This window comes from Methylotuvimicrobium sp. KM1 (genome assembly GCF_044788715.1).
Taxonomy (GTDB): Bacteria; Pseudomonadota; Gammaproteobacteria; order Methylococcales; family Methylomonadaceae; genus Methylotuvimicrobium.
The window spans coordinates 16,328-37,358 of the sequence record NZ_CP173171.1 but is presented as its reverse complement, the minus strand read 5'-3'; the positions used below and the strand labels follow the sequence as shown (position 1 = coordinate 37,358).

The 21,031-nt window shown below is 50.2% G+C and carries 23 protein-coding genes; 14 read left to right on the top strand and 9 right to left on the bottom strand.

Annotated features, from left to right (window positions below; all coding sequences use genetic code 11):
* Positions 1-145: 145 nt before the first annotated feature.
* The 3 genes from ACINK7_RS22695 to ACINK7_RS22685 all read right to left on the bottom strand — a co-directional run bounded on the left by ACINK7_RS22695 (position 146) and on the right by ACINK7_RS22685 (position 2,320).
* Complete coding sequence (locus tag ACINK7_RS22695; RefSeq protein WP_404361602.1) at positions 146-697, bottom strand: hypothetical protein; 552 nt, start codon at positions 695-697, stop codon at positions 146-148.
* A 57-nt stretch (positions 698-754) separates the two neighbouring features.
* Entirely contained in the window at positions 755-961 is a 207-nt protein-coding gene (locus ACINK7_RS22690) for a hypothetical protein (protein ID WP_404361601.1), read from the bottom strand.
* Positions 962-1,462: 501 nt separating this feature from the next.
* Positions 1,463-2,320 carry a RepB family plasmid replication initiator protein gene (locus tag ACINK7_RS22685; protein WP_404361600.1) on the bottom strand — a complete coding sequence of 286 codons (858 nt, stop codon included), beginning with the start codon at positions 2,318-2,320 and terminating at the stop codon, positions 1,463-1,465.
* A 684-nt stretch (positions 2,321-3,004) separates the two neighbouring features.
* On the opposite strand from ACINK7_RS22685, the gene ACINK7_RS22680 reads away from it, so the two are divergent.
* Positions 3,005-3,307: a DUF1778 domain-containing protein gene (locus ACINK7_RS22680; protein ID WP_404361599.1), complete on the top strand. Its 303-nt coding sequence runs from the start codon at positions 3,005-3,007 to the stop codon at positions 3,305-3,307.
* Positions 3,308-3,832, top strand: coding sequence for a GNAT family N-acetyltransferase (locus ACINK7_RS22675; RefSeq protein ID WP_404361598.1), 525 nt, complete (start codon positions 3,308-3,310; stop codon positions 3,830-3,832).
* Positions 3,833-4,170: 338 nt separating this feature from the next.
* On the opposite strand, the gene ACINK7_RS22670 is transcribed toward ACINK7_RS22675, so the two are convergent.
* From ACINK7_RS22670 to ACINK7_RS22645, 6 genes are all read right to left on the bottom strand, one after another.
* Complete coding sequence (locus tag ACINK7_RS22670) at positions 4,171-5,196, bottom strand: DNA-binding protein (RefSeq protein ID WP_404361597.1); 1,026 nt, start codon at positions 5,194-5,196, stop codon at positions 4,171-4,173.
* A 176-nt stretch (positions 5,197-5,372) separates the two neighbouring features.
* The gene (locus ACINK7_RS22665) at positions 5,373-6,422 is read right to left on the bottom strand and encodes a transcriptional repressor gene korB (RefSeq protein ID WP_404361596.1); all 1,050 of its coding nucleotides are present in this window, start codon (positions 6,420-6,422) and stop codon (positions 5,373-5,375) included.
* Entirely contained in the window at positions 6,419-7,189 is a 771-nt protein-coding gene (locus tag ACINK7_RS22660; RefSeq protein ID WP_404361595.1) for a ParA family protein, read from the bottom strand. Before ACINK7_RS22660 ends, ACINK7_RS22665 begins: the two co-directional genes overlap by 4 nt.
* Complete coding sequence (locus tag ACINK7_RS22655; RefSeq protein WP_404361594.1) at positions 7,186-7,491, bottom strand: TrfB-related DNA-binding protein; 306 nt, start codon at positions 7,489-7,491, stop codon at positions 7,186-7,188. The genes ACINK7_RS22660 and ACINK7_RS22655 overlap by 4 nt, the downstream gene beginning before the upstream one ends.
* 114 nt (positions 7,492-7,605) lie before the next feature.
* Positions 7,606-7,941 carry a KleE stable inheritance protein gene (gene kleE / locus ACINK7_RS22650; RefSeq protein WP_404361593.1) on the bottom strand — a complete coding sequence of 112 codons (336 nt, stop codon included), beginning with the start codon at positions 7,939-7,941 and terminating at the stop codon, positions 7,606-7,608.
* 859 nt (positions 7,942-8,800) lie between these two features.
* Positions 8,801-9,820 (bottom strand): replication initiator protein A, encoded by a 1,020-nt coding sequence (locus ACINK7_RS22645; RefSeq protein WP_404361592.1) that lies wholly within the window; start codon positions 9,818-9,820, stop codon positions 8,801-8,803.
* A 179-nt stretch (positions 9,821-9,999) separates the two neighbouring features.
* Here ACINK7_RS22645 and ACINK7_RS22640 point away from each other — a divergent pair, with 179 nt between their 5' ends.
* The 12 genes from ACINK7_RS22640 (at position 10,000) to trbL (ending at position 21,025) form a co-directional block, all read left to right on the top strand.
* Positions 10,000-10,362 carry a transcriptional regulator gene (locus ACINK7_RS22640; protein WP_014133095.1) on the top strand — a complete coding sequence of 121 codons (363 nt, stop codon included), beginning with the start codon at positions 10,000-10,002 and terminating at the stop codon, positions 10,360-10,362.
* A gap of 227 nt (positions 10,363-10,589) precedes the next feature.
* On the top strand, positions 10,590-11,552 hold the full coding sequence (trbB, locus tag ACINK7_RS22635; protein ID WP_404361591.1) for a P-type conjugative transfer ATPase TrbB: 963 nt from the start codon (positions 10,590-10,592) through the stop codon (positions 11,550-11,552).
* Between the two features lie 11 nt (positions 11,553-11,563).
* Positions 11,564-11,986 carry a conjugal transfer system pilin TrbC gene (gene trbC, locus ACINK7_RS22630; RefSeq protein WP_404361590.1) on the top strand — a complete coding sequence of 141 codons (423 nt, stop codon included), beginning with the start codon at positions 11,564-11,566 and terminating at the stop codon, positions 11,984-11,986.
* A 1-nt stretch (position 11,987) separates the two neighbouring features.
* Positions 11,988-12,299, top strand: coding sequence for a conjugal transfer protein TrbD (locus ACINK7_RS22625; RefSeq protein ID WP_017842844.1), 312 nt, complete (start codon positions 11,988-11,990; stop codon positions 12,297-12,299).
* On the top strand, positions 12,299-14,839 hold the full coding sequence (locus ACINK7_RS22620) for a VirB4 family type IV secretion/conjugal transfer ATPase (RefSeq protein ID WP_404361622.1): 2,541 nt from the start codon (positions 12,299-12,301) through the stop codon (positions 14,837-14,839). The genes ACINK7_RS22625 and ACINK7_RS22620 overlap by 1 nt, the downstream gene beginning before the upstream one ends.
* On the top strand, positions 14,836-15,576 hold the full coding sequence (locus tag ACINK7_RS22615; RefSeq protein ID WP_404361589.1) for a conjugal transfer protein TrbF: 741 nt from the start codon (positions 14,836-14,838) through the stop codon (positions 15,574-15,576). The genes ACINK7_RS22620 and ACINK7_RS22615 overlap by 4 nt, the downstream gene beginning before the upstream one ends.
* A gap of 20 nt (positions 15,577-15,596) precedes the next feature.
* Positions 15,597-16,493 carry a P-type conjugative transfer protein TrbG gene (trbG, locus tag ACINK7_RS22610; protein WP_404361621.1) on the top strand — a complete coding sequence of 299 codons (897 nt, stop codon included), beginning with the start codon at positions 15,597-15,599 and terminating at the stop codon, positions 16,491-16,493.
* A gap of 4 nt (positions 16,494-16,497) precedes the next feature.
* Entirely contained in the window at positions 16,498-16,929 is a 432-nt protein-coding gene (locus ACINK7_RS22605; protein ID WP_404361587.1) for a conjugal transfer protein TrbH, read from the top strand.
* Between the two features lie 3 nt (positions 16,930-16,932).
* On the top strand, positions 16,933-18,291 hold the full coding sequence (locus ACINK7_RS22600; RefSeq protein ID WP_404361620.1) for a TrbI/VirB10 family protein: 1,359 nt from the start codon (positions 16,933-16,935) through the stop codon (positions 18,289-18,291).
* Between the two features lie 97 nt (positions 18,292-18,388).
* Positions 18,389-19,183, top strand: a complete 795-nt coding sequence (trbJ, locus tag ACINK7_RS22595) for a P-type conjugative transfer protein TrbJ (protein WP_404361618.1) — start codon at positions 18,389-18,391, stop codon at positions 19,181-19,183.
* A 14-nt stretch (positions 19,184-19,197) separates the two neighbouring features.
* Positions 19,198-19,425 (top strand): entry exclusion lipoprotein TrbK, encoded by a 228-nt coding sequence (gene trbK, locus ACINK7_RS22590; protein WP_404361586.1) that lies wholly within the window; start codon positions 19,198-19,200, stop codon positions 19,423-19,425.
* 10 nt (positions 19,426-19,435) lie between these two features.
* The gene (gene trbL / locus ACINK7_RS22585) at positions 19,436-21,025 is read left to right on the top strand and encodes a P-type conjugative transfer protein TrbL (protein ID WP_404361585.1); all 1,590 of its coding nucleotides are present in this window, start codon (positions 19,436-19,438) and stop codon (positions 21,023-21,025) included.
* The last annotated feature ends 6 nt before the right edge of the window (positions 21,026-21,031 follow it).

The window sequence follows — 21,031 nt, the reverse complement described above, 5'->3', positions numbered from 1 at the left end:
TGCCTCCTAAAAATGGCTAACGTAGAAGTCACCGGCGCTGCGCGGCTTTATCGCGCAGCGTCCGTGTGGACTGCCGGGTTGGGCATTTTCGCCGTCTCGCCAGCACCGACTTTTCTTACCGTATTCAATTTCGATTGAGCACGAGTCAAAGATTTTCTTTCCCTGCCTTGATTAGTGATTTCTCAGCAGCTTTCTTTGCTTCGACAGATGAAGCGGAATCAATAACAATGCGTCCTTCATTGACCTTTGCGTAAATCGATTCGACTGTAATTCGTGACCCACGACTATCTGTCCAAGTAAAAATCTCTTTGTCGAATTTGGTTCCAAATCCATTGGTAACCTGCTCAGTGGTTTTGGCTGGCTTTCCATACTTCGCGGTTAGGGTTTCAACTTGAGCCAACATTTCCCCTTTCGTGCCCGAAATTTCAATTTCGACAAGCGAGTCATCCTTGCCAAGGGTAACCCATGCCAGTTTGTGCGAAAGCACACCATAGCTGACCCACATTAGCTCACGAGGTTCGTTGAAGGAGCATCTATCGTCTTTGTTGTTTTGACTTTCTTGGCAAATCTTCTTGAGAGCATCTTTCACGCCAGGCTGATCAAGAGGTACGCCCTTGAAGGAAATAGTCTCGCCAGTACCGCAGGCGGCAAGTAGTAAAACAATTCCGAGGATGCTGAACGCGTTTCTTTGACTCATTCGGGTTATTCCTTTTAATGGCAGAAACATCTGGATTCTTTGCTATGTAGATGACACCTACTTGACGGGTTGCTTTCCAGCGCTTTTTAACGAAAAGGTCGGAACAACTGTACCGTTCCATTCACGCACGGTGGCACCACAAATTTCGCATTTGAATTTATCGTTATCTCGCAATGGAAAGCGTTCGATCGTTACCGCATAGACAGAACCGCATTCCGTGCAAGTGATGTCATTACTTTCTTCGCTGGACCATGTTCTAGGCATTGCATATTCCTCTCTGTGGTTTTCAATGATTGATCATGCAGTCTCGACCCCAAGGCCCAACAAGTTATTAAGCTGTTAACAGTATATCTACGACGAAACTTGGGTTGCAACAATAAATTTGTGAACTGCAAGGGTTTTTCCCTTCCGTATATCATCCAAACTGAGCCAATAGATGTAATTGGAGGTTGTCATGTTGACTGTTACTGCATCCTTAAATCATGCGTTCGAGTCGCAGCTTAGCTTACGCAACATTCCGGACCAGCAACGCCGAGATTTTCATAAGTGGCTTAGGTTTTAACTGGATTTTTGACCCAAGCCAAATCATTGACGGCAATGAGCCAGTTTGCAGTCAGTGATCAATGATTTATTTTGGCCGCTTTTGGCCGTTTGGGTGAGGTCGCTAACGTCGGCTTTATAGACCTCCAGTTCCAGAATTTGGTTTCGGCCCACTGGCCGCTTTGGAGAAGTCCGGCCGGCAAAAATGGGACCGAACCTGACAATTTACCTCAATTTCCGCTTAACATCCGCCAATTCCTTCTTCCGCTGCAAGGCCTGATCGAACGTCTCCCCCGGCTTGGCGTCCTTGGCCACCGAATTACCGGTCAAACGCGCGATCACAGCCGCCCTCGTCTCTCCCGGCCTCGCCTCGCGTTCGATATCGGCGTCGGTCAATTGTTGCCTCGACTTCGGCTGGCTTTTCAGGCCGAATTTAAACTGAAAATGCGTCACGGTCCGGCCGGATTTGCGCTGGCCGTATTCGACCCAGATATTAGAATGCTCGTTGATGTCGGCAAGTGAAGGCTCGACGATGTATTTCTTGAAATCCTTGATCGCCTTGTATTTGTCCTCGACCTGGAAAATCTTTCTTAACCAATCGACTTTAACTTCCCTTTCGCCGGCCGATGCCCATTGCACTAAGATTTCGTAAAGGCGTATCGAGTAGCTGCTTTTGAATTGGGTAACGTATTTGAGCTTGTAAGCGGTGAATTTATCGGATAGCTGGGAAAGGTACGGAATGATCTCGGGCGAGAAGTACAGCGTTATTTTACCTTCGTTCTTGACGTATTCCTTGCGGTAAATCCAGCGCATTTCGCCGTCTTCGCCATCAATCTTAATCGTGCGGTTATATAGCCTTTCAACGGCCATCTTCATATCGCGGTAGGCATTGCTAGAATCCAGCCCCATGAGGTCGACGATTTCGCTGGCCATCACATGAAATTTATTGTCGGGTTGCAAAGTGCTTTTCGAATCGATTTGGCTAATACAAGCGAGCAAAACCCTCTGTTCCGATAAGGACAGCGTATAAGAAGCCTCTATAATTTTGTTATCTTTGACGACAACGAGATAGTCTTTGCTCAAGCGGCGATATGGGGAAAATTAAAATTTTTTTTCCCTTTATACCGTCAATTTCTCCCTTTATCAATCAAAAAAATTCTTTGCCAGGCACGAAGAGTTTTATCGACGACAAAAGCAAAGACCTATTTTACAAATAAAAGGAAACTGAAAAAATACTTTCCTTAAATACAGTCAATTTCTCCCTTTATTGACTTTCAACTGATGGATTTACGACAGTCAATTACTCCCTTAATACTCGTAAGACGCTAATTGCATAACTCTCTAACCCCCAAAGAAAAAACTCAAAGACAATCAATTTGTCGACATATCATTCAGGGAAAAAGGCGAAAAATTTTCCTTTAATACAGTCATTTACTCCCTTAATGACAGTCAATTACTCCCTTTATAAAGGTCATTTACTCCCTTAATGACAGTCAATTACTCCCTTTATAACGGTCATTTACTCCCTTAATACGCTTGCAACATTTTGATTTACAATCGTTTAAATGCTCTTAAAAAAGAAAAAATATTAAAAAATAAAAAAATAAAAAAACAGGGTAGTAACGATCAAACTGCACACCCATCATAGAATTGTAAATCGAATGTTCGGCAAACCAATAAATTTGAAGAAATGGTATGACTATGAAAAGTCGTCATATTGACGTACAATATCAACCAATATGAAGAACACGACCGATGAGGTTCCCCATGTCCAGCAAGAACTTGCAGTTAGCACAAAACCCAGCACGCAAAGAAAGACTTGGTTTTCGTTTGGATGAACAAACCAAGGACTTAATCGAACGCGCAGCCCATCTGGAATCACGAAAACTGACTGACTTTTGTATAGCGGTACTTACCGATGCTGCACGACGAACCATTGCGGAGCATGAAACACTGATACTTTCCGAGCTTGACCGAAAGGTATTTTTCGATACGCTCATGAGCCCACCGCAAGCAAGTGAACGACTTGTTCGCGCACTGACCGAGCACAAACGGCGGATCATTTCATAAATGACTGAGGCGATATCGCCAGACTTAAAAATCGAACCATTCGGCTCCCATCACAACCGTGCTGGCTTTGCCTGCGGCGTCGATAGCCTGGATCGCTATTTCAAAACACAGGCCAATCAGGATGTGAAGCGCAAAATTAACGGCGTATTCGTTCTCGTCGATCCGCGCGAACCGACTGAAGTACTTGGCTACTACACCTTGTGTGCGACCGCGCTCGCGCAAGGGGACGTACCAGTAGCGGCCCGCAAACACGTCCCGCGCTATCCTTTGGTCAGCGCAACCCTTATAGGCCGTCTGGCCGTCGCAAGTTATCAACAAAGACAGGGGTTGGGCGCACTGTTGCTTGCGGATGCGGTGAAGCGGGCTTATGCGAGCGCAAGTTCTATTGGATCTTCCATGCTCATCGTAGATGCCATCAGCGAACAGGCGGCTACCTTCTACGAGGCTAACGGCTTTATTTGCTTACCAGACTCTCTTCGACTGATACTGCCAATGCAAGCGATTGCAAAGTTGGTGGAATCGTAATCGCTAATAATGCCCATTTTTGAGCCGGAGCCATCCCTAAGCGCCGCTGGCATGCCCACCGATCCCATTCTCGGTTAATGTGGTCCCGAAAAACAGATGTAATCGGTTCCTATGCTTCATGTCATCGGGCCGCGACACCTAAATACAGTCAATGACTCCCTTAATAATTTACAGCTTTCGAATATACGACAAGGCTTCATCAAGCATTCCAAACCTCTTATACTCGGTACCAGTCTTTACTATCCGGCGTTCTTTCCTTTCTGTTTCCCTGGTTTTACGGTCTTTGAGCTTGATGTCTCCCCTAATGCTTATTTTTCGCACAAAGCCTTACGGTCACTCTATTTAGGAGAATTTGTATTTATATCCTTCGATAGGGTAGCCATTACTTCCTCCAACGCCTGAATGCGTCCACGAAGAGAAGCGGTTTCCTCGCGAACTTTAGCAGCATCCTTAACTGCCTCATCCCGCTCAGCGCGAACCTTGGTGTAGCGCTCGGCCTGACGAGAAGCTTCTTGAGCACTTACTTTACGCTGTTCCTGCTGAACCTTCTGTTCAGCGACCATCTGAGCCTTAAGTACAGCAAGCTGCTCGGCTACTTGGTTCTTCTCGGTCTGAGCGGCTTCCAGGGCGCTATTCAATTTACTCGCCTCTGCCTCACTCTTCTCGGCCGCCATCACAGCACGCTGCTCGCTTGCCGCCAGTCGCTCGCGCAACTGAGCCAGCTCTACAGCATGCGCATCGTTCTCACGCTTCAACTGCACACCTGTCGATTGAGCGGATTCCAAGGCGCTATTCAGTTTACTTATCGCTGCCGCATTTTGCTCGGCAGCCGCCCTAGCGCTTTGCTCGGTAGCCGCCAGTCGCTCGCGAACCTTGGCAAGCTCTACGGCTTGTACCTGATTTTCTCTAGACATATCCGCAATGCGTTCCTGAGCAGCTTCCAGCTCAGCCCGTAGCTCATCAAGTTGTTCTTCCAGGTCATCAACCGTCTGAGAGGCGTCAGCAAGTTCGCGCTCGGCCTGTTCGCGCTGCTCGCCAGCGGTCCTAATGACTTCTGCAACGCGGCGCTCTGCGGCCTTAACGGCCTTATCGTTTAACTCTACTGCCAAACTTGCCAATCGATCAGTAAGCGATTTAGTGACGGCCGCCACTTCGTCGGCAACTTCAATAGGCAGTTCTGCCACCGGTTCAGTTTTAACAACGGACTGACTACTAACGTACTCATCCCAGACCTGTTTCAATCTGCTTGGATTGCCGCCACCAACCTTGGTGCGGAGGGCAAATCCGGTGATATTGCGACCGGATTCTTGCAGTTCTTGGCCGGCTGTGATGATGTCTTCTTGGGCAAATTCTACGGGTCTCATGGTGGCATTCTCAACAGTTATTTGACGCTTTTAGTATAGCAATAAATAGAATAATAAACAAATAAATTAACAAACAAACTAATAAACTAACTTACAAACAAATAAACTATCCTAGCAAATAGGCAAAAAAAACCCCGCACAGGGCGGGGTTGGTGGGTTTATAAGGGGCGAGTGAGTTATCCTTCTAGCACTGCAATAAGCTGCACACTACCAAGGTCAGTTTCGAACTCATTCCCGTCATCATCATATTTCACCCATGCGTAACCGTCTTGAGTTGGTCGTCGCGATAGAACCAATCGGGCTATGCGGCCGTCATGCAGTACCCGTACAATCGCTTTCTTGAGCTTGTCCGAATCGTTCTCCCTCTCTTCCCTCTTATGTTTGGGCTCTTCTGTGTCGTGTTCCTCTTCTCTATCGACTGTCTCGGAATAAGTCTTGACGGTTTCGGCATCGGTCTTGTCGGTTAGCGTATCCTCTGTATCTGGATAATACTCTTCGTCACTGTCTTGATCCTCTAGTTGTTGACGTTTCTTGTCATCGAGGTATTCACGCAACAACTTAACCGATCCCCGCGTCAAGTCCAGGCTGTCGTCGTCCAGCCATGTTTCCACTTCAGAGGGATTCTTTTTGTAAACAGTCACCAGCTCATTGATGACGGTTACATCCCTGACGCGACCGGTGTTGAATATCAGTGCAATCGGCTCCGGCAAATCCAGCAATGTGACATGCTGCGTCACAAATGCCGCCGATTTACCGATTTCTTTGGCAATTGCGCCCTTCTTCTTACCCATCGCCAGCTCGCGACCGATAAAATCAGCGATCTCGCGCGGAGTCAGCTCATTTCGTTGCAGGTTCTCAATAACCTGGTCTGCGTGATTGTAATCGTTGTCAATGAAAACCGGGATGGTCTTCTTTCCGGCCCACTTGGAGCCACGGTAACGCCGCGCACCGTGATTGATAATGTAGCGGCCCTCTATCTCGGGATGCTCCCTTACCGATATGGGGGATTTCACGCCACGGTCTTTGATCGTTTGCCCTATCTCTGCAATACTCTCGGATGAGAAGCCGGGGTTTTCGGCTGTTCGAGGCTGATCCGGATCTTCATCAATCAGTTCTAGCGCCAGTTCCAGCGGGCCGAAGCTCTTAGTTATTTCCGGCTGGTCCAAAAGTTCTGAAAGATCGCCTATGCTCTCCAGGCCCAAGCTCGATTTCTTCTTGGCGTTCATTGTGTCATCTCCATTTTTTCAAAAATATGTGTTGCAAACGCACGAACTTCCTGTGCGGCCTTGCGCGCGGCGGTTTTCTTAATTTTCCAGACGGGCATGCCTGACGCTAACGCATCGGCAATACTGCTTCGGAGGCCAATACCGACAGGGATCATCAATTGTGGATAAGCGCGCTTCAATTCTTCGAGGTGTCGACCGTGGCGTGGATTTCGGCCATCGACCTTACTCGGCACCATGCCCAAAAATTGCAAACCAGGATTCGATTTGCGGATGTTGACAATTGTCGTGACCATCTTCTTGATGCCCTGGATGCTATACGCTTCAAGTTCAATAGGCGAAAAAACATAATCGGCCGCAAAAAGAGCGGCGGCCATACTGACGCCAAGAGACGGAGCGGTATCGATTAAACAGACATCAAAACCACATTCAGCCAATACTTTGATATTCCGCTTAAAGCTCGTTGCCGCTTCCGTCATGGTGAGCTTTTCCATGTTCGCCATAGCCGCATCGGAACTTATCAAACATAGTGCCGGTTCGGCGGTCAGATTGTTGAAACAAGCACGCAATTTGTCATCGTCAGCCGTGAACATCTGACTGGCAAGAGAGCCGCTTTCAAATTCTTGCAGCGTATAAGACGCGTTTGCCTGTGTATCAAGGTCGATCACAGCAACTTTCATACCTCGCTCAAGGAAGTCAAACGCGAGATGCACCAGGGTCGAAGTTTTGCCAACGCCCCCTTTTTGGTTCGCTGTGACCAGTGTTTTCATTTCTTTGTCTCCAGTTTTTTGGTTGCGTCCTCTGCCCATTTCTTGACGATAAACGCTTGATGTTTCGGTAGGACCGCCGACACCCGCTCGAAGCCCTCCGGGATCTTCTCTTGTTGGACCGCCGCCTTTACGCGGCTGACTGCTTGCGACACGGCCCCCTTCGATATCCCTAGTGCCGCCACAAACTCGGACTGCGGTCTTCCTTCCACCAGCACCCCCCGTGCAATATCGATGGTCTGCCGACCGACATTCAAGCCCTTTATGGCCTCTTCGAATTGAGCTTCGGTTAATCTCTCTATCATGGAATCCACGCATATATTCGCCACCCTGATGTTGAACCATGACGGTTACAGCCGCCAATATTTAAAAGTTTTGCTAAACCACTATTGCTTATCAATTTTTTTAGCGGCTAAAATTTATCGTTGCTTCATGCCTTGCGGTCTATAAAAATCGACAAACCAGGTCAGCACTACCAATACAGAGAAATGCAACAGAAAAGTCAAACCGGCATAAACGCCGGGCGTGTTCCAATGGTAGATCATGCGCAGCATCTGGAAGAAAATCTCGATTGACAGCACCCATTTAACGAATGGCCAGACAAGCACTGTCATCACCCAAACAAAACTCAATATGTTGTCGAGAACGATTTTTACTCTCGTGGGTTTAACCGGCTGACGAGTAAGATCAGGAGTCGGAACCGCCGCTTGTTTGCCGGCCGGTCTCCCCTTTTGAGGAAACTTGATTATGTTCATGCTTGACTCTCCACGCTTTAACGTGTCCAATACCGACGACTTCTCCCACCCTGGGAAAGTAAGGCTTCGGTGTTACAGCGCCAAGCCAAACGCCCCGGATTACTCCGGGGCAATCTCCACCCGGCCCCAACGATTAATACGCATCTGCTTTGTACTCACAGCAACCCATCTTCCAATGGGTTACGCCCTCGCTCCCCTGTTCGCGAATTCTAGCCATTCACGAAATTCTGCACGTTCATGATTATCGTGACTCGGCAATTTTACGGGAGTGACCGGAACGGAATTCCCGGCCTTCAAAAACGATACTAAATGAAATATCGTTGCTAGTCAATAAGTTTAGCTATACGAATTTCAATATAACGAATAATATATTTTTATTATGCCCCTTCTCTTTCTTGGCGTTAAAGCTTTTTTGAGCCAAAACAAGATGCTGTCTATGAGTTAAGTGTTGTTCCAATCATTAAAAGTAGAATAATGGGGAATCGAGAGGGCTAAGCCCCTTTAGGCATAAAGCAGTTATGTTGCAGCATCACTGGAGAAGTCGGGTTTTAAGAGATTTAAGAGTATTAATAAGTTTTAGGCCAAAAAATCGCCTATTTATTCCACATAATCAATATCTTACTGATTGTATTGGTTCCTAATAGACGGATTTGGGTTCCTAAAAGACGGGTTCCGGTTCTTAATAGACGGATTTCGGTTCCTAATAGACAGGCTATACACAGTTTAAGGCTTGTTACGGTCGAAACAAGTTTATATCGGAGATTATGGCTTAGTTTAGCTTTGCCGACAGGATGCAAAAGCACGCAATAACAACTTTCGTCAGCCGCAGTGGTTTTTATGCCGTCTATTAGGAACCCTACTAATTTTCGATTAATGAATCTCTATGTTTTATGACCAATAACGGGCCTTCCTGCCCGCTTTCCTCTGCGAGTCGGTATTCAGGCAGGTCGTTAGTTTCGATCAGCTTGCGTAAGGTGAATGTGAACTTCTTGAACGTACCCGTGCTACCGCTGCGCTGGTAGATGAGTTGAAACGACCACTTAGCCACGCTTTTGCCTGCGGCCCGGCGTGCCAAGCGATAGATGAAGCGGCCGATGCCGGGTTCTATCAGGAAATAATCAGGGTGGACAGTCAATACGTCCGGACGCTTCCGTTCGGTAACTTCGCGGTGCAGCCATTTCGGGATCTCTATTTCAACAGACGCAATCTTGCCTGTTTCGGTGTAGGAGAGCACCGTGTAATCGCCGATTAAGCCTTCAGCCTTGATTTCGCGTAAGCCGCGCTTTCCTCCGATGCCGGGTCGCTCGCGCACACTCTTGATGGTCGTTCCTCTCAGACGATCCAGTGCTTTTTCGACTTCTTCAATTTGTCGGCCACCGTCGCCTTTTCGGCAGAACTTGAGAATTTCGCTAACGTGTGGACGGAATGTGCGGCTTGGCTTGTCTTCCTTCCCTTCACAATAGCGGTTCATGGCATCGGTCAAATGAGAGATCAACATCAGCACGATGTCGTAATCCCAAATCGACGCCATGCCGTCCGGACCGGCCTTGACCTCGACATATCCGTCCGGCAGATCGTATCGGATAACCTCTCCAGCGCGCTTCTCTCGCTTGGACAGCCGGAATACTGCGACGTCCATGATGCTTCGGCTGTCACGCGTGCCAACGTCATAGCGTGTCGGCACGAAAATGTCAGCCTGTCTGTCGCTTGAAGGTGCTCGATGTGTATGTGATTTATGAGGAATGGTGTTTTCTTCGTTTTGCCGAATTCTAGCCGCCGCTTGCTCATAAGTTTCGCCTGGCCTGGCAACGGCCTCTATCTTGCGTCGTAGTGCGGCGCTCTCAAGCGCTTTCAGCTTGACCGCGGTCTCGTCAACCATGGCAATTCCCCGTCTTTTGGTGTTTAATGACTCGCATTTTGTGGGTCCTTCGTGGTGATCGATTATTTTGACTTACAGAGAGGCATCTTATTTATCGAATTGAAGTTTAGCTAAACCTTTAATTATCGTCAATATTATTTTAGCGGCTAAAATAGGCCAAACTTAACAAGGTAAACTCAGTGTACAACTACATATTTTTTACCAACATTCTTCGTATTTTGGACGAGCGTGGAATGTCTAAAAAAGAATTACATGACCTATCCGGAGTGTCGAACTCATTTTTATCCGATCTCACATCGGGTACCGGCAATCCATCGCTTAAGGTAATGGAGGCGATAGCTAAAGCGTTAGAAGTTCCGTTGCCTCTTCTGCTCGAATCCACTGACTTGGACAAGGCAGCGCTCGATGAGCTGGCGGGCGGTACGGCTATGCATAGTCTGCCACCGGGATACGAGCGCGTGTCTGTCATTCTTCCGGAAGTCAAAGCCTTTATCGTCAAAAAATGGGGCGAAGAAACAAGAGCTAAAATAAGGCAATCTTAATATAACGCCCATACAATAAACCTTCATCCAAAGCTAATTAAGGAAACTTTAGCCGCTAAAATTCGCATTTCACCGGGATGACACCATCCCGGTTCATGACTATATCCAGACATCTCAAAGATACCACAACCTAAAAAATTTTCGCTATACTGTTGCATTTTTTATTTTTTCGGTATATCGTATTTATCAAAAGACATGACCTAAATCCGCAGATCTGCAGGATAACGATGACCTCATTAAACGATAACCCTGACAGCACCCGTGATCGAGCCAAACGTAAGTTGGAACGCGACATGGGGGCGACACTCTTGTCGGCTCTATACGATCCAAAAACCGTTGAAATCATGCTCAATGCGGACGGCAAGCTTTGGCAAGAGAGGCTGGGTGAACCCATGCAGTGTATCGGCACCATGCGCGTTGCACAGGCGCAAGCCGTCATCGAGACCATTGCCGGTTATCACGGCAAAGAAGTGACTCGTCAAAAACCAATCCTTGAAGGAGAGCTGCCGTTAGATGGTTCTCGCTTTGCCGGTCAGCTTCCCCCGATTGTTCCGGCCCCGACTTTTGCCATCCGTAAGAAGGCGGTTGCCATTTTCACGTTAGAGCAATATGTCGAGGGCGGAATAATGACCCCTGGACAACGTCAAGCCATTATTGAGTCAGTTGCCGCACACCGAAACATTCTGGTTATCGGTGGCACAGGCTCAGGCAAAACGACGCTGGTCAATGCGATTATCAATCAGATGGTGGCGAACGATCCGACTGAACGCGTCTTCATCATTGAGGACACCGGCGAAATCCAATGTGCTGCGGAGAATTACGTCCAGTACCACACCAGCATCGACGTCACAATGACGGCGCTATTGAAAACCACGCTGCGTATGCGCCCGGACCGGATTTTAGTCGGTGAAGTGCGCGGCCCGGAAGCGCTCGATTTGTTAATGGCCTGGAATACCGGTCATGAAGGCGGGGCGGCAACACTGCATGCCAATAACGCCAGAGCCGGACTTGATCGGTTGGCCATGCTCATCAGCATGCATCCCGATTCCCCCAAACCCATCGAACCGCTCATCGGCGAGGCGGTTCATGTTGTCGTGCATATCGCCAGAACCCCGGAAGGCCGTCGTATTCAGGAAATTATTGAGGTTTCCGGATACCACGGCGGCCAATACAACACAAGATCACTTTAGGAGAAACATCTATGCAATTCGCAATTCCATCGCTTCAGAACGACCGTCATAGCGTTTTGTACCTGAGCCTATTCGTACTGCTCATGGCCATTATCATTTTGCCGCAACCGGCCTTTGCGTCGGAAGGCACCGGCGGCTCGCTACCCTATGAGAGTTGGCTGACGAATCTGCGCAATTCCGTTACCGGTCCGGTGGCATTTGCGCTATCGATTATCGGCATTGTGGTTGCCGGCGGCGTGCTTATTTTCGGCGGCGAACTGAACGGTTTTTTCAGAACGTTGATTTTTATCGTCCTGGTCATGGCGTTACTGGTCGGCGCCCAAAATATGATGGGTACCTTCTTTGGTCGCGGCGCCGAAATAGCCTTACTGTCTGACGGTTTAGTCAATTACGCTCACAACGCGGCATCTATCGCCAACGGAAGGGCTGTGTAACATGGCCGGTCGCACGATACCCATTCGTCGGGCCGGCAATAGAGACAACCTATTCATGGGCGGGGATCGGGAATTGGTGATGTTCTCAGGACTTCTCGCCGGAGCGCTGATTTTCAGTGCTCAGGACATGAGGGCTACGGTATTCGGCGTCTGTCTTTGGTTCGGCGCACTCTTCGTGTTCCGACTCATGGCAAAGAGCGATCCTAAGCTGCGCTACGTTTATCTGCGGAGCCGTCGCTACAAGAAGTATTACCCGCCGCGTAGTACGCCGTTTCGTGACAATACCAATACCCAAGGGGAGCAATACCAATGATGATCGAAGTGCTCGCGATTATGATTGCTGTACTCGGTGCCGTCCTGCTACTTATGCTGTTCGCCCGCATTCGGTCGGTCGATGCGGAGCTGAAGCTCAAAAAGCATCGATCCAAGGACGCCGGGCTGGGCGATCTGCTTAATTATGCCGCCGTCGTCGATGACGGTGTCATTGTCGGTAAAAACGGCTCATTCATGGCGGCATGGATATACAAAGGGGACGACAACGCGAGCAGCACCGATGCGCAGCGCGAAATGGTGTCTTTCCGCATCAATCAAGCCCTCGTCGGCCTTGGCAGTGGGTGGATGGTACACGTCGATGCTGTGCGCCGCCCAGCCCCTAATTACGCTGAATTGGGTTTGTCGCATTTCCCCGATCCGGTATCTGCCGCGATCGATGAAGAGCGACGCAGGCTATTCGAGCGCCTGGGCACGATGTACGAGGGTTATTTCGTATTAACGCTGACCTGGTTTCCGCCGGTTCTAGCGCAACGTAAATTTGTCGAGCTCATGTTCGATGACAACACGCCGGCGCCGAATCACAGAGCCCGCACCACGGGGCTCATCACTCAATTCAAACGTGAAATAACGTCGATAGAGGAACGCCTATCAACAGCTATTACGATGACACGGCTCAGCGGTCAGAAGGTCGTTACCGAGGAGGGAGTGTCTGTGACGCATGATGATTTTTTGAGCTGGATACAATTTTGCGTTACCGGCAAGCATCATCCCGTGCAGCTCCCCAGCAATCCCATGTATCTGGATGCTCTCATTGGCGGACAAGAACTGCGCACCGGGGTCGTGCCAAAAATAGGCCGCTCCCTGATCCAAGTCGTCGCGATCGAAGGCTTCCCGCTGGAGTCGACCCCCGGAATCTTAAGCGCTCTGGGCGAATTATCCTGCGACTACCGCTGGTCATCCCGGTTTATTTTCATGGATCAGCATGAGGCGGTTGCCCACCTGGACAAATTCCGTAAAAAGTGGCGCCAAAAAGTGCGCGGATTCTTCGACCAGGTTTTTAATACCAATACCGGACCTATCGATCAGGATGCTCTGTCGATGGTAGAGGATGCCGAATCCGCGATAGCCGAGGTGAACAGCGGCTTTGTCGCAATGGGCTATTACACCAGTGTCGTTATTTTGATGCATGAGGATAGAACGCGACTTGAGGCAATCGCACGGCAGGTAGAAAAGGCGATAAACCGTCTCGGTTTTGTCGCGCGTATAGAGACCACCAACACGATGGATGCGTATCTAGGCAGCTTACCGGGTCACGGTGTCGAGAATGTTCGCCGGCCCCTCATCAACACGATGAACCTCGCCGATTTGTTGCCTACGTCAACGATCTGGACGGGTAGCGCAACAGCCCCTTGCCCGCTGTATCCGCCCATGTCTCAGGCACTGATGCACTGTGTGACTCACGGCGCCACACCTTTCCGACTGAATCTGCATGTCCGCGATGTCGGTCATACTTTCATGTTTGGACCCACTGGTGCGGGTAAATCTACGCATCTAGCCATTATCGCCGCACAATTACGACGTTATGCCGGCATGTCGATCTACGCATTCGATAGGGGGATGTCAATTTATCCGCTTACCAAGGCCGTCGGTGGGCTGCATTTTTCAGTCGCGGGGGACGGCGAATCACTCGCATTTTGTCCACTGCAATTCCTCGAAACGCGGGGCGACCGGGCTTGGGCAATGGAATGGATAGATACGATCCTGGCGTTGAACGGTTTGATCACCACACCCGAGCAGCGTAATAAAATAGGCCATGCCATCCTGAGCATGAGCGGTACCCAATCCCGCACACTATCTGATTTCAGCACGACCGTACAAGACTTACCGATTCGTGAAGCGCTACAGCAATACACTATCGGTTCATCTATGGGCTATCTGTTGGACGCCGAAGAGGATGGACTCTCTCTGTCCTCATTTACGACGTTTGAAATCGAGGAGCTGATGGGATTAGGCGATAAATTCGCGCTCCCCGTGCTGTTGTATCTATTTCGCAGAATAGAGCGATCACTCCACGGCCAACCGGCCGTCATCATCCTGGACGAAGCCTGGTTGATGCTTGGGCATCCGGTGTTTCGCGACAAAATCCGCGAATGGCTCAAGGTCTTGCGCAAAGCCAATTGCCTTGTCTTGATGGCGACGCAAAGCCTGTCTGACGCGGCCAACTCGGGCATCTTGGATGTCATCGTTGAATCGACAGCCACCAAAATCTTCCTGCCCAACGTGTATGCCCGCGACGAAGACACGGCAGCCCTCTACCGTCGTATGGGCCTCAATGCCCGCCAAATCGAAATTTTGGCGACCGCCATTCCGAAACAGCAGTATTACTACGTTTCCGAATATGGCCGCCGTCTCTACGACCTCGCTCTCGGACCGCTTGCCCTGTCACTTGCCGGTGCCTCGGACAAGGATTCCGTTGCCGCCATCAAGAATCTGGAAACCCAATTCGGCGATCGGTGGGTTCATGAATGGCTCGCCGGGCGTGGACTGAAACTCAATGACTACCTGGAGCCCGCAATATGAGTCTGATTCTATCCAAGAAAAAACCAGTTGACTCTCGGCCTATCAATAAACCCAAAAACGAGGATACTAACCCGTACCTGACTGCCCGGCGTACATGGAATGAGCATGTCGGTTCGGTCGTGTCGTCACGGCAGACCTGGCAAGTTGTCGGTATTCTCTCGTTGTTGATTGCGCTGGCCGGTGTCGGCGGAATCATTCATATAGGCAGTCAATCTAAGTTCATCCCTTATATTATCGAGGTTGACAAGCATGGCCAGACCATTGCCGTCGGGCCGACGACAGCGGCTTCTACCGCCGATCCTCGCGTTATCCATGCGTCTATAGCCGATTTCATCGCTAATGCCCGCATGGTCACGCCGGATGTCGCATTACAGCGGAAAGCGGTATTTCGCGTGTATGCAATGCTATCGCCAAATGATCCGGCAACCCAAAAAATGAACGAATGGTTGAACGGAACGCCCGATTCCAGCCCGTTCAAACGTGCCGTGAAGGAAATGGTCAGCACCGAAATCAAGTCCGTGCTGCCGCAATCGCCGGATACCTGGCAGGTCGAATGGGTAGAAACCCTTCGCGATCGGCAAGGCGTTCTAAAAAGTCAGCCGGTCAATATGCGGGCATTAGTTAATGTCTATATCGCCTCGCCTACATCCCAAACAACAGACGAGCAATTACGCAACAATCCGCTCGGTATCTATGTGCGTGATTATTCCTGGTCGATCATCACTGCCTCGAAATAATGATAATGAGACTATTCACCATGAAAAAACAAATGATCACCATTCTGGCCGCCGCTATGGCGGTGTCAGAACCCATCCTGGCCGTTCCCGGCGACGATCTGGCCGACAAATATTTTTCGAAAAACAACCCAAAGCTAACCGCACAAGAAAAGGCGGCTCTCGCGATTGCCAAACGCTGGGAAGCCGGAAAATCCAACGGCATAAAGCCAGTATCCGGTGCCAATGGGGCCATCCATTTCATATACGGCGCACAACAGCCCAGCATCGTTTGCGCGGTTCTTCAGGTCTGTGACGTAGCCCTACAAGCCGGAGAACTGGTCAATTCGATCCATCTGGGCGACACGGCACGCTGGACTGTGGAACCGGCCATCACCGGCAGCGGACCGGCCGAAACGCAACATCTCATCATCAAACCGATGGACGTGGGATTGGAGACCAGTCTGGTCGTGACGACAAACCGCCGCACTTATCATTTCAAGTTGCGCTCGCACCGCACCCAGTACATGCCGCAGGTTGCGTTCACCTACCCGGAAGACGCTCTCGCAAAATGGGATGCGATCCAAACGCGGGAAACACAAGCGCGCGAACAAAAAACCTTCCCGCAAACAGGCGAGTACCTGGGCGATCTGAATTTCAACTATGAACTGGACGGTGATGCCGCATGGCGTCCGATTCGCGTCTTTAACGATGGCAGTAAAACCATATTACAAATGCCGAAGGCGATGGCGCAGACCGAAGCGCCGACTCTGTTGGTCTTGCGTAAAGAGGGCGGCCTGTTCTCGGATGATGAGACCGTCATAGTGAATTACCGTGTTCAAGGCGATCGCTACATCGTGGACACGGTTTTTGACCAGGCCATCTTGATTTCCGGCGTTGGCAGAAGCCAAGACCGAGTAACCATCAGACGGGAGCAATAATCGTATGCGCAGAATATCTCTAGCGGCTTTGGCCGCTCTATCTCTCGCAGGATGCGTGACATCGCCATACGGCAACCATCTACGCCATGTTTCAGTAGATCAACAAAAACTGGCTGACGATGCAGTCAAGCAACTCGCCACGCTATGGCCGCCGGCAAAAACACAATTTGAGCTAAAACAAACGACACCGGATGTTTTCGGGAATGCGCTGGTAAAAAACTTGCGCGAAAGCGGCTATGCCGTCATGGAGTTCAGCCCAAACACGACAGAGGACAATACCCTACTGCCATTGCGCTATGTACTCAGCCAAATCAAGGGAGAAAACGGCAACTTATACCATTTGACCCTATGGGTCGGTACTGAATCCATTACTCGCCCGTACATCGAGCAAAACGGCATGGTAATGCCGGGCGGCTATTGGACGCATAAGGAGTAAATGATGACAGACGATATCGACAACATGGAACCGGACGCATCGCCAAGCGCTGGCGTGCGCCGCGTCAACAATTTACCCATGTATCTACTCGGCGGGGTATTGACGGCGTTTTTAATTATGATGGGGATTGTCGCGGCGGATCGCGCAGCCCAGCAGACTGATGCGGAGGATCGGCATCTAAAAACCGGCAACACGTCGATGTTCGCTAAGGAAATTGCCGGCGATCACATGGACGGATTAATCACGCCTTTGATACCGCCCGCTGAAGAAACCATGCTGAAACCCGAACCGGTACTCATTGCGCGTCCGGAAACATTGGACAGGCCACCGGCTCCCCCTATGCAGCCGCAGCATGATGATGAAGCGGAGCGTATCCGTCAGGCAAAGCTGCAAATGTTTCAAGAAGCGGTGAAAGCAAAAACCGGCGTGCAAGTCATTGCGCCAAAAAGCTCCGGCTCGTCATCCAGTCATGCCAATTTGGGCGCGAAAACGCCCAAAACGCGCGAAGCCATGCTGGCTAGGTTATCCGCCGTGCGCCAAGAAATAGACTCTATACAGCATGAGGACCCATCAACGGCGTATCAAAAGCGATTAAATCATCTTCGCAGTATGCATAGCCTGAATAGTGGTGCAGGGATGCCGGCGAATGTATCCGCTTCACCACAAACCGGAACATCAACCGAAGGAACCGGTAATGATTACGCGCAATTTGCGGATAATGCCGGTGATCGTTGGCAACTCGAATCGACTACGCAAGCCCCCCGTTCACAGTATGAACTGCGAGCCGGGTTTGTGGTGCCGGCAACGCTAATATCCGGAATCAACTCCGATCTACCGGGACAGATCATGGCGCAAGTGGCGCAGAACGTGTACGACACACCCGTCGGAAAATACCTCTTGATTCCGCAAGGATCGCGTCTGGTCGGCACGTATTCGAGCGATGTGGCCTATGGTCAAGCCCGTGTTCTTGTCGCTTGGCAACGCATTGTCTTCCCCGATGGGAAAGCGCTGGATATCGGTGCGATGCCGGGTGCCGACAGCGCGGGGTACGCTGGATTTAATGATCTGGAAAATCATCATTACGTCCGACTCTTTAGCTCGGCGCTGCTAATGTCGGCCGTAACGGCGGCCACAACCTACAGCCAGCGACAAAATCAGAGTAGTGCGACATTTGGCCGGCCGGATGCCAGTAGCGCGTTGAGTGAGGCGTTAGGCCAGCAACTTGGCCAAGTCACCGCACAATTGATTGCCAAAAACATGAACATAGCGCCAACCCTGGAGATTCGTCCGGGCTATCGATTCAATGTGATTGTCACGAAAGACATGACGTTTTCAAAACCTTATCAACCGTTTGATTACTAACCCTAACGCTAACCGCCGAGCGTAGCGGGTCGGGTTAAGCGGCCGGCTATGCAAAACACTGGAGAATAGAATGAGAAAGAGTTCTTTGACAACATCGATGCAGCAGAAAATTTTAGCGGCTAAAAAAAACCTTTTAGTCGCAATCGAAATCACTTTGGTGGTTTCGATTACGCAGCAGGCGCACGCACAAACGGCTGTAATTGACATGACCAATTTAACGCAAAATATAGAAACTGCGATTCAATCAGCTATGTCAGCGGGAGAGGAGGTCGCGCAAACACTGAAACAAATTGACCAATATGCGACTCAATTGCGGCAATATGAGGATCAAATACGGAACACGGTAGCGCCGGCGGCTTATATTTGGGATCAGGCACAATCCACGATTGATGGTCTAATAACCGCCACCGACACACTAAATTATTATAAGAATCAAGTCGGCAGTCTCGATAGCTACCTGAGTAAATTTCAAGACGTTTCTTATTACCGTAACTCGCCGTGCTTCTCGAATGAGGGATGCAGTGACGCCGAGTTCGCGGCAATGAGCGAAAACCGGCGCTTGGCATCCGAATCACAAAAAAAGGCAAACGATGCGCTTTTTCGTGGACTGGATAAACAACAAGATGCGCTCAAGTCGGACTCAAGACGATTAGAGCAACTGCAATCAGCAGCTCAAAGCGCCGGTGGACGAATGGAAGCCATTGGCTATGCCAACCAGCTTGCGAGCCAACAGGCGAACCAGCTATTACAGATACGCGGCCTGTTGATCGCGCAGCAGAACGCAATTGCAACCAGGATGCAGGCGGAGGCTGATAAGGAGGCTACAACCGCAGCAGCCGATGAGCAATTCCGGAGAGGCACGTTTCGAGCCAGCACCGGACGGACATGGTAAGAGGAATAGACGCTATGAAACACATTAATCTAATAAGCATTGCTGTCGTTGTTGTGATTGGTCTCGTTGGTTGTGATAACGAATCGAGTACATCCCCACAGCCGATACTGATGCCGGAAGTAAACGATAAAAATTGTGCGCCTGAAAATATTACCCAGCTTGATGTGAGCATTCGTACAGAATTTGCGGATGCATGTTTACGACGCGGCACGTTCAAGCCTAGCCCAGGTAAAAAATGGTGAGGTGTTGATCATGCGCATATCTGCCAATAGTCGATCCGCCGTACTGCTTTTGTGGCTGGCATTCTTCGCGCTAGACGCGCGTGCCGCTATTGACAGCTCGGATGTAATGGACAGCGTTCTGACACGCTACCAATCAGCCGTGGTCGGCTGGGCCGGGGTCATCACAAGCAGCGCGACCTGGCTATTCTGGACGCTTGTTTTGATCTCCATGGTTTGGACTTTCGGCATGATGCTTCTTCGTAAGGCCGACATTGGCGAGTTCTTCGCGGAATTCGTTAGGTTTACGATATTTACTGGTTTTTTTTGGTGGTTGCTCATCAACGGACCGGCATTTGCCGACTCCATTATGGCCTCATTGCGACAGCTCGGAGGCAACGCAACCGGTCTCGGATCGTCGTTATCGCCATCGGGGATAGTCGACGTGGGGTTTGCTATTTTCGATAGAGTGGTCGATCAATCTTCGGTTTGGTCGCCAGTCAATAGTGCGGTTGGTATTATCATCGCCGTCGTGATACTTGTCATCTTGGCCTTGGTTAGTGTGAATATGCTTGTGCTATTGGTGGCAGGCTGGATATTGGCTTATGCAGGCGTGTTCTTTTTAGGATTTGGTGGATCACGCTGGACTTCCGACATGGCGATCAACTACTACAAGACTGTCCTCGGCGTTGCTGCTCAGCTTTTCGTGATAGTTCTCATCGTGGGTATTGGTAACACCTTCCTGGATGATTATTTCAACCGTATGAATGTCGGTATCACTATCAAAGAAATGGGCGTAATGCTTATCGTTTCTGTGATTTTGTTGATGCTAGTCAACAAACTACCCAACCTGGTAGCAGGGATTATCTCCGGCGCGAGCATAGGTGGTGTCGGCATTGGTCAATTCGGTTCAGGAGCTGCAATCGGTGCGGCTGGCATGGCCACGGCAGCAGCGGCAACAGGAGGCGCTATGATTGTAGCCGGTGCGGCTAATGCCGCCGGAGGTGCGCAGGCGGTCATGGCTGCGTTCTCCAAGGCCAATGAAAACGTCTCGTCGAGTTCTGACGTGCTCTCCAGTATGTGGGGCGGTGGTGGTAATTCGTCCGTTGGTGATGGCGGGGTAAGCAGCGCTCTTAGCGCCGGCAACACCCCATTTGCTCAAGCAGCAGGCTTCAGCAACAGCTCGGACAGCATGTGGAGCCGCGGCGAAGATAGAGATGCCAAAAGGCAAACCGAAAACGGCACCGATCAAGCCAAGAGTGACGGCAAACAGAATAGCGGCTCGACCGAATCGACCGGCACGGCCAAAACCGGGCAAGGCGGTAACCGGCAATCAACAAGCACGCAAAACGGCGGCTTCATGACGGCAGCGGCAACGTCCGGAAAAATTGCCGTCGATGCCGGCGTTAATCTGGCCAAGGGTATTGCCGATGTAGCCATGGCCAAAGCCGGCGAGCGCATTGCGGATACGACACCGGGCAAGATTGCCGATGCGATAAAGGGGAACGGCAATTCGTCCGAAACCAACATCGAATTTGCCGGCAACAGCCTAAGCGGGGAAAGCGATACCCATTCCGAAATTGCAGCCTTCGTGAACCGTGGTAATAGCGGCACATCGACTTAACCCAAA